The sequence below is a fragment of the Staphylococcus sp. NWU MKU2 genome (assembly GCF_033283605.1).
Lineage (GTDB): Bacteria > Bacillota > Bacilli > Staphylococcales > Staphylococcaceae > Staphylococcus > Staphylococcus haemolyticus.
The window spans coordinates 1-8,709 of record NZ_JAVSMH010000016.1 but is presented as its reverse complement, the minus strand read 5'-3'; the positions used below and the strand labels follow the sequence as shown (position 1 = coordinate 8,709).

Here is an 8,709-nt window from a genome sequence, read left to right as displayed (position 1 = left end):
AACTCTCCATAAAAATTTATGATGTTTGATTAGCTCATAATACTAAATAGTGTTTGTAACATTTAAGTTACTTTTTTTGGAATTAACGTTGACATATTGTCATTCAGTTTTCAATGTTCATTTTTATTACCACAAGAACTAATTATACTCGTTATCAGCTTTAAAGTCAATAACTTTTTTTATTAATTTTTGAAGTGTTTTAATGTTCGTTGATTTGTTTCGCTCAACAAATATATACTATACAGGCTTTCAGTCGTTTTAACAACGGTAAAAATTACACTAACAATAATTAAAAATCCATACAAAACCTTAATAAACGAACTAAATATAGATTTAAATAAATTATTGTTCGTTTTTGGTCCGAAATAAGAATTTAATACCCTATATACAACATTTTATTCACTCAAATAACAAACTTTAAAAAATTTACGATTTTTTTAAAATAAATTAAAAAATCGCTATTACAAATCGAAATATAACTTTAATAGCTATATTTACTGACAATTTGTAAATAGCGACCTTATTTTACATTTCTGTTCTTCCAGCTATTGCTTTAGATAAAGTAACTTCATCTGCATATTCTAAATCTCCACCTACTGAAAGTCCTTGAGCTAATCTAGTTACCTTAATTCCAATAGGTTTCACTAATCTAGATATATACATTGCTGTTGATTCACCTTCTAAATTAGGATTCATTGCCAATATTAATTCTTTAACCTCTTCATCTTTTAATCTATCTATTAAAGTTGGGATATTAATGTCTTCAGGCCCAATGCCATCCATCGGGGAGATAGATCCATGCAGTACATGATAGAGACCTTTGTATTCTCTCATTTTCTCCATTGCAATAACATCTTTATCATCTTCGACCACACATATTACTGAACGGTCACGTTGCTTATCTTCGCAAATATAGCAAGGGTCGTTTTCAGTTATATGTCCACATACACTACAATAGGTAAGCTCACGTTTAACATCTACCAAGGCTTTAGCAAATTGGACTACATCGTCTTCTTTCATATCTAAAGTATGAAACGCCAGACGTTGAGCCGTCTTGGGACCAATGCCTGGCAGTTTCATGAAACTATCTATTAATTTAGATATCGGTTCTGGATAATGCATCTATAATTACATTCCCGGAATGTTTAAGCCTTGTGTATGCTTACCTAAACGTTCTTGAGTTAATTCGTCAGCTTTGTTCATCGCTTCATTTGTTGCTGCTAAAACTAAATCCTGTAGCATTTCAATATCATCTGGATCTACTGCTTCTTCTTTAATTTCAACATCTACAACTTCTTTATGACCAGTAACTGTAACTGCTACCATGCCACCACCAGCTGTACCTACAATGCGTTCTTCTTTTAATTTTTCTTGTTCTTGAGCCATTTTCTTTTGCATTTTTTGCATTTGTTTCATCATTTGTTGCATATTTCCGCCACCGCGCATAATATCATTTCCTCCTTGAATGTATCGACATTATCTTTTGATTTATATTTTATTATACATACGTTTATATTTATTGTCATGTATCTCTGTTTCATGACCCGTTTCGACAATTCACTAACTAAAGTAAGTTCATTCTATTCATAAAATAAGTTCTATTCTTCGTCTATTAAATGCACTGTTTCTTCTCCAAATAAATCACGTGCTTTCTGTGCTACATCAGTGTCTTGTTGCTCTTCTCTATCATTAGATGACGTTTGATGTTCTTCTTTATCGTGCTGTTTTCTACTATTAATATATTCTGTTCGCACTCTCATCCATTGATCTGAAGGGACCCCGACTACTTCAACATTCTTATTAATGATATTTCTTACTACATTTTCAATGCTATTTCTTTTCTCATCATCTCTATTCACAATTTCACAGTGAATTTCTTCATCAAATTGAATTAATACTCGTTTTTCACTAGCAGCTACAGGAATTGAGTTTTGTAATAAGCTTACTAATGATTTTTTATCATTCTTTTTCGCATAATCTACTACTTCTAGCCAATGTTTCTTCAATAATTGAATATCTTCTTTATTTGCTTCATCTAATACCTTAGCAATATTTGTCATTGAAAATGTGCCTTTATTCTGACGTTTGCCACGTGTGTTTGATTGAGATGATTGTTGTTTTGAACTTGCTTGAGCAATACCTTGTGCTTTAAGTGTTTTCAGTTCATTTTCTAATTGTTCCATACGTTGCAATAACACTTCGTTGTTAGGTTGTGATGCAACTTGAGTCGTTGCTACATTAGTAACAGTATCAGGTTGTGATTTCACCATTTCAGCAATTTTCACTAATAGCACTTCAAAGTGAACATTTTGATTCACACTAAATCGTATTGAAACTAATGTATCATTAATAATATCAATCATATGGTAGAGCATGTCTAAATCAAAATTCATTAACGCATCAAATTCAGCATGATTATTTACAGTTTTATTCATAATTGTATCGCGAACAAAATAAATCATGTCATTTATAAGACGATTAACTTCTTTTCCTTCAGAAATAAATTGATGATAGCGTGTAAATGCATTTTTAACATTACCATCAACGACATCTTTAAATAATTCATTTAAAGCCGCTTCATCTACACTACCTGTTACGTCTAATGCGTCTTGTAGCGTAAGGTGCTCATCACCAAATGCGATAGCTTGGTCCATGATACTTAATGCATCTCGCATTCCACCTTCAGATGCTTTCGCAATAAACTCAAGTGCTTCATTATCATAATCTAACTGTTGTTCTTCAGCGACAAAGCGTAAACGATCAGTAATTTGTTCAGTACCAATCGCTTTGAAGTCAAATCGTTGTGCACGCGAAATAATTGTAGGCGGGATTTTGTGTGGTTCAGTTGTAGCAAGGATAAATATGGCATGTGCTGGTGGTTCTTCAAGCGTCTTTAATAGCGCATTAAAAGCCCCAGTTGTTAGCATATGTACCTCGTCAATAATATACACTTTATATTTCGATTCACTAGGTGCATACTTCACTTTATCTCTAATATTTCGAATCTCATCTACACCATTATTACTCGCAGCATCAATTTCGATAACATCACCATTCGTACCTTGTGTAATACCTTTACATATAGCGCATTCATTACATGGTTCACCGTCTTGAGGATTTAAACAGTTTATCGCTTTAGCAAATACTTTAGCAATACTAGTTTTACCAGTCCCACGAGGTCCACTAAAGATATAGGCATGAGACTGTTTACCTTTGGAAATGGCGTTACGTAACGTCTTAGTTACATGTTCTTGACCCACAACATCTTGGAAACTTTGGGGTCTAAACATTCGATACAAAGCTTGATAATTCACATCCGCACCTCCGTTAACAATTACTCTACATTATATCACGCATTATCATTTAAGTTTCAATGAATTTATTAAGTCATATCAGCATCTTGCACAATGCCATGGGGGTATTCGTCCAGTTGATCCCATAAGAATTTCACACGCAAAGCGGATGGATTGGTTTCTTTTGAAAAAATATTATGTTTGTCCGCCGGTTCATAACCTAATTCTTCGAAATATGCCGGGCAACATCCCACAACAATAGTCGTATAATGTTGAGATTTAGCACGTTCTTCAACAGCTTGAACTAAAGCTTTACCTAATCCCTCATTACGATATGGTTTATCTACTATAAGAGAAGCTAGTTCCAAAGCTTTGTAACGTTGGTCATCCGCTTTTAAATTAATTTCACTGAGCATGATGTGTCCTATAATATCGCCAGCTTCATTTTTTGCAATCACTTCAAGTTCATAATTATAGTTTAATGCTCTGCGTAGTCTTGAAATGAGTTCTCTTTGCTTTTGACCAACACCTTGACCTTTGTCATCGTAACTTGATTCAATCTTATTTAATGTTTCAATATAATCCATTTCAGTTAATGTACTTAAGAACAGTCGCATATTGACACCCCTTTGATTAGTCCAAGCGTTCCCCATTTTATGTTCGAACAAACCATTTTCCCATTTTATACTCATTCATACATATTCTATACAAAAAACGAGCCTGGGACAAAATCAATGTCTCAGGCTACAATTATATATTGGCAGTAGTTGACTAAATTAAAACTACACTTATAACAAGCATTTTTAATTTTAGTCAATCTTGCCAGGGCAGAACAATGAATTCATAAAGATTACTGTCCTACTCCTCACTTAAATTTATATTTAAAATTTTATTTGTCTCGGTTACTTTAAAAATTAAAAAACCGTGCACCTTCGAATCGAGTGTGTATCATAAACGTTACCGAAGTCGACAGCTAAATCTCGGCTACCCTACGGCACATATGAGGATCCACTTAATGCTGCTTCCGTCAGGACCTGACATGATTCATGGGTTCATATTGCATAGGACCGAAATCTTCAAACACTACGTGCTTCGGGCAGACTTCACAAAAACACACCCTCAACAAAGGAATTAAGTCTCGCATAAAGCGGATTTCGAGTACAGGGAACCGCTACCTCCCCACCTAGCACGGTAAGTTTTATAATACTATAAACTTTCTTCCGATTGCAAGCGTAAAGTTTCAATTAGTAATTCAATGAATCGAAACCAGTACAATTTCATCTTATAATTTGTGTCGTCTTGAAAATTCTTGGAATTTAAACTCTGTCGCTAAATGCTTCGACACATTGTATTGGAATGGCATCGTATTTTTTAAATAAACGACACTTCTCACTGTTGCGGTATATGGCGGTTGTATTTTTCCAAAAACATCATATTCTCTTTCAGTAAAAGGCTCAAAGGTAATCGACTTACTTGAATAGCTGATATCTAATCCTAATTGCGTTTCTAAGTAATGATATATAGAATCTTTTGCTACTGAATCCGAAATATTGGACACTATTGAAGTTAAAAAGTAATCTTCATCCAAAATTTTGACCTTTTGATTGACGTTTCTCGTGCGTACTACATGGATTAGTACATCATCATTACTAATATTCAATTGCTTTTTAACATGAGGAACTGAGTTTGCTTTAACCAATTCGTTAATGAGCACTTCCGTTTCATGCTTAAGATTAAGTTCCTCTTGCACTTCTTTGAAGCTAATCAATTCTGAGAACGGAAACTCCGTGATACCTTGATCTATTACAATGGACCCCTTACCCCTAATTTTTTGAATCATGCCATCATTTGCTAATAAATCCAATGCTTTTCTAACAGTCTCACGTGACGTTCCGTATAGCGTTAATAATTCATGTTCTGAAGGTAGTTGTTGTCCGTATGTGTATTCGCCCTCATGTATTCGTTGTTTAAGTTGTTCATATATTGTTATGAATTTTTGTGTAGCCATTTGTTTCTCCATTACATCAATCTATTTACTTTTTATTGAACATTAATCACTACTGCACCAAATGGAGATATTTCACCATTTTCTATTGTACCGCTTTGAATTATCGTCGTCCCCTTACTATTAAGGTCTTCAGGTAATTTTATTGTTTCTTTTGAAAAGTTAGCAACGACTAGCCACGTTTGGTTGTCATAATTTCGACGATAAATGAATAAATGTGGATGTTCCATATACATCGGCTCGATATCACCATACGTGATGATATCGTGTTCATGACGTAATTTGATAAGTTCGCGATACGTGTGTAGTACAGAGGTAGTATCTTCAATTGCCGCTTCTACATTAATGTGTTCTGCATTGTTAGGAATATCAATCCATGGCGTACCTGAAGTGAAACCTGCTTGTTTCTCTGATGTCCATTGAATAGGCGTTCTAGAATTGTCACGTGATTTTTGACCTAAAATTGTTAGAACTTCACTTTCATCAATACCTTGTTGCATTAGATTATCGTAAGCATTACGCGACTCGACATCGCGATATTGTTGAATAGAATCAAAGTGTGGATCTGTCATGCCAATTTCTTCACCTTGATAGATATAAGGAGTTCCTTGCAACATGTGTAATGCGATTGCCAACATTTTAGCACTTGCTTGACGATTCTCTTCTGTAGAATCATCGCCAAAACGAGAAACAACGCGTGGCTGATCATGATTACACCAGAAAATCGCATTCCATCCTCCACCTTCAAATATTCCAATTTGCCAATCCATCAAAATTTCTTTTAATTTTAAAAAGTCTAATTTAGCGTTCGACCACTTTTCTCCATCGACATAATCTACTTTTAAATGATGGAAATTAAAGACACTACTTAACTCTTGTCGATCTGGTCTTGTATAATTGATACAATTATCAATTGTTGTAGAGGACATTTCTCCTACCGTCATCATATCTTTATCACCAAATGTATGACGATTAAGTTCATGGAGATATTCATGTACACGTGGACCGTCAGTATAAAATTCTTTACCAATTTGTGGTGAGTCTTTAAATTCGCCTTTTGAAATAAGATTAATTACATCAAAGCGGAAACCATCTACACCAAATTGAATCCAATGATTAACAACCTCATATAAAGATTGTCTAACCTTTTCATTATCCCAATTTAAATCTGCTTGTGTAACATCAAATAAATGTAAATAATATTCATCCGTCTTCTCATCATATTGCCAAGCATTTCCACCAAACTTAGATTCCCAATTAGTTGGAGGGCCATCTTGAGAAGGCTTGAAGTAATAATAGTCACGATAAGGATTATCTTTAGAACTAATCGCTTCTTTAAACCATTGGTGTTCTGTAGACGTATGATTAATAACTATATCTAACATGACTTTTAAATCACGCTTATGCGCTTCGCTTATTAAAGTTTCAAAATCTTCCAATGTACCAAAGCGTTCATTTATTTTTAAATAATTACTAATATCGTACCCATTATCATTCATTGGGGATTCATAAACAGGAGTTAACCAAATATAATCGACGCCTAAATATTGAATATAGTCCAACTTCTCAATAATGCCATTGATATCGCCCTCACCATTACCTGTAGTATCGTTAAATGATTTAGGATAAATTTGATAAACTACCGATTTCTTCCAATCTTTATGTGCCATAGATAGTCACCTTCCATTTAATTATAGTTTAATATGCATTAAAGACGCTCAATCACTTAACATGTGAAGTTTGAACGTCTTTAATTGTATTAATTATTTCGCTACAGTTTCGTCTGGCGTTGCCACCATTTTTTTAGCTTTAATTGTTGTAAATCTTGCAAAGATGATTGTCAAAATAGCTGGTATCACCATAGCAAGTAATGTGACTGGTATATAAATGAACCAAAATTCACTATGGATTGATATGAATGCTGGAACACCACCTACACCAACACTGCCTAACACCTTATTAGCGCCAATAATGGCACCTAAAAAGCTTGATGTACAAATAGCAGCGAAGAAAGGTACTTTTAACGGTAAGTTTACACCAAACATTGCAGGCTCTGTAACACCTAAAAATGCTGATACACTTGAAGTTAATGCTAAACCTTCTTCTTTTACCATTTTACGTCGTTTATAAATAAACCATGCTCCAAAAGCAGCCGAACCTTGGCAAATATTAGAAATCGCGACGATAGGCCATAAATATGTACCACCTAGTTTACTACCCATTAATTGGAAATCTACTGCTAAGAACATATGGTGTAATCCTGTAATAACAAGTGGTGCATAGAAGAAACCATAAAGTGCACCGCCTAACCAACCAGCGTGCTCAAAGACAAATTGTACTGCTCCAGTTATACCTGTACCTATTGCAAGTGCAATCGGACCAATAATAATAAATGCTAAGAAACCTGTTACGAGTAGCGCTACTGGACCAACAACCAACATTTTAATAGAATCATGAACAACTTTATTTAATGCTTTCTCAATGAGTGATAAAACATAGGCCGCAATTAAAACAGGCAACACTTGACCTTGATAATTTAATTGCTTAATTTCTAAACCAAAAAGATTCCATGTTGGAATATGTCCTTTAGCAATATCGTATTGTGAAACTAATTGTGGATGCATCAAAATAAGCCCTAGTACCAATCCCAAAATAGGACTGCCACCAAACACTTTCATACTACTCCAACCAATTAAAGCTGGTAAGAAGATAAATGCTGTACTTGCAATTACGTTAATAATATTTGATATATCACCCAACTGTGGAAACTGTTCCACAAGTGGTTTAGGACCAAATAAGTCTTTCATGGTAAGTAAATTATTAATCCCCATTAAAAGACCCGCTGTAACTAATGCCGGTAAAATCGGTATAAAAATATCTCCCAATAATTTTATAAGTCGTTGTAACGGATTACCTTTCTTCGATGCAGCAGCTTTTGCATCATCTTTTGACGATTCTTCTACACCCGTTTCTTGAATAAATTGCTTATATACTTCTTCTACAGTACCAGGCCCAATAACAATTTGGTATTGGTTATCCGCTTTAAATTGGCCTTTGACAAGTGCGTTGTCGTCTAGTGCATCTTTGTCGACTTTATTGTCATCTTTTAAAACTAAACGCAATCGAGTAACACAATGTGTTGCAGTGTCAATATTTTCTTTCCCACCAATTGCTTTAACGATGTCCTGCACGTCTTTTCTTTTTACAGCCACATCCTTCACTCCCTTGTTTATAATAGCTCAAGTATAACTTGTCTAGACAAGTTTTGTAAAGGCTTTCATTATTGTGTGCTAATTTGTGCATTAAATTTATTACTGACTACGGAGGCAATAAAGGCTCTATAATAAATTGGACTGATGACTAAAAATCATCAGTCCAATTTTTATGTTTGAATACAAAAATGGCGCAATT

7 protein-coding genes and 1 other RNA gene are annotated in these 8,709 nt (G+C 34.3%); all 8 read right to left on the bottom strand.

Going from position 1 to position 8,709, the window contains the following annotated elements; genetic code table 11:
- Positions 1–525 precede the first annotated feature (525 nt).
- The 8 genes from recR to treP all read right to left on the bottom strand — a co-directional run bounded on the left by recR (position 526) and on the right by treP (position 8,510).
- Positions 526–1,122: a recombination mediator RecR gene (recR, locus tag SBL15_RS12795; RefSeq protein ID WP_011276782.1), complete on the bottom strand. Its 597-nt coding sequence runs from the start codon at positions 1,120–1,122 to the stop codon at positions 526–528.
- 6 nt (positions 1,123–1,128) lie between these two features.
- Positions 1,129–1,446, bottom strand: a complete 318-nt coding sequence (locus SBL15_RS12790) for a YbaB/EbfC family nucleoid-associated protein (protein ID WP_001213992.1) — start codon at positions 1,444–1,446, stop codon at positions 1,129–1,131.
- Between the two features lie 152 nt (positions 1,447–1,598).
- On the bottom strand, positions 1,599–3,314 hold the full coding sequence (gene dnaX, locus SBL15_RS12785; protein WP_107612113.1) for a DNA polymerase III subunit gamma/tau: 1,716 nt from the start codon (positions 3,312–3,314) through the stop codon (positions 1,599–1,601).
- 68 nt (positions 3,315–3,382) lie between these two features.
- Entirely contained in the window at positions 3,383–3,910 is a 528-nt protein-coding gene (locus tag SBL15_RS12780; RefSeq protein ID WP_011276784.1) for a GNAT family N-acetyltransferase, read from the bottom strand.
- Positions 3,911–4,215: 305 nt separating this feature from the next.
- Positions 4,216–4,485, bottom strand: an RNA gene (ffs, locus tag SBL15_RS12775) — signal recognition particle sRNA large type.
- A gap of 90 nt (positions 4,486–4,575) precedes the next feature.
- Positions 4,576–5,301 (bottom strand): trehalose operon repressor, encoded by a 726-nt coding sequence (treR, locus tag SBL15_RS12770; RefSeq protein ID WP_107612111.1) that lies wholly within the window; start codon positions 5,299–5,301, stop codon positions 4,576–4,578.
- Between the two features lie 32 nt (positions 5,302–5,333).
- The gene (treC, locus tag SBL15_RS12765; RefSeq protein ID WP_107612110.1) at positions 5,334–6,968 is read right to left on the bottom strand and encodes an alpha,alpha-phosphotrehalase; all 1,635 of its coding nucleotides are present in this window, start codon (positions 6,966–6,968) and stop codon (positions 5,334–5,336) included.
- A gap of 93 nt (positions 6,969–7,061) precedes the next feature.
- Positions 7,062–8,510 carry a PTS system trehalose-specific EIIBC component gene (treP, locus tag SBL15_RS12760; RefSeq protein WP_317956201.1) on the bottom strand — a complete coding sequence of 483 codons (1,449 nt, stop codon included), beginning with the start codon at positions 8,508–8,510 and terminating at the stop codon, positions 7,062–7,064.
- Positions 8,511–8,709 lie beyond the last annotated feature (199 nt).

Excerpts from the sequence above, each read along its gene's own strand:
- recR (WP_011276782.1), bottom strand. The coding sequence starts at position 1,122 with ATGCATTATCCAGAACCGATATCTAAATTAATAGATAGTTTCATGAAA.
- SBL15_RS12790 (WP_001213992.1), bottom strand. The coding sequence starts at position 1,446 with ATGCGCGGTGGCGGAAATATGCAACAAATGATGAAACAAATGCAAAAA.
- SBL15_RS12780 (WP_011276784.1), bottom strand. The coding sequence starts at position 3,910 with ATGCGACTGTTCTTAAGTACATTAACTGAAATGGATTATATTGAAACA.
- treR (WP_107612111.1), bottom strand. The coding sequence starts at position 5,301 with ATGGCTACACAAAAATTCATAACAATATATGAACAACTTAAACAACGA.
- treC (WP_107612110.1), bottom strand. The coding sequence starts at position 6,968 with ATGGCACATAAAGATTGGAAGAAATCGGTAGTTTATCAAATTTATCCT.